This window comes from Citrobacter sp. Cpo148, from assembly GCF_030332375.1.
Lineage (GTDB): Bacteria > Pseudomonadota > Gammaproteobacteria > Enterobacterales > Enterobacteriaceae > Citrobacter > Citrobacter portucalensis.
The window spans coordinates 1-498 of record NZ_JAOWHY010000019.1; the positions used below are offsets into that span (position 1 = coordinate 1).

Here is a 498-nt window from a genome sequence, read left to right on the forward strand (position 1 = left end):
CGCGGAGCCTTCTCCCAAACCAAGGTATTCGAGAAGCCCCGAAATGCTTTTCCCGCTGAGATTCGTCAGCGTGGTATCAAGTGGCTGTTTTCCCGCCAGCGCGTTCATCACTGTTGTCGCAAAGTTAGGATCATTCCCCAGCGCAGCAGCCAGTTCATTCAGTGTGTCCAGCGCCTCCGGCGACGAACCAACCAGCCCCGCAACGGCAGATTTAACAAACGCGGTAGTGGCAATCTGCGTATTATTCGTTGACTGAACAGCAGTGGGAGCCGTTGGCGCTCCGGTCAGGGCCGGACTTGCCAGCGGTGCTTTCAGTGCCAGCGCATTGTTGATGGTGGTACTGAAATTCGGATCATTATTGATAGCTGCTGCAATTTCTTTCAGCGTATCCAGCGTTGCCGGTGCGCCACCAATCAGGGCAAGAATAGCAGCCTGTACAAAGGCGGTGCTGGCAATCAGGGTGCTGTTGTTTCCTGCCGGTGGCGTTGGCGTTTTAGG

Annotated in this window: 1 pseudogene; it reads right to left on the reverse strand. The window is 55.4% G+C overall.

Annotated elements, in window-relative coordinates:
- Positions 1 to 498: pseudogene (locus OGY10_RS00085) on the reverse strand (phage tail protein); the annotation flags it as partial.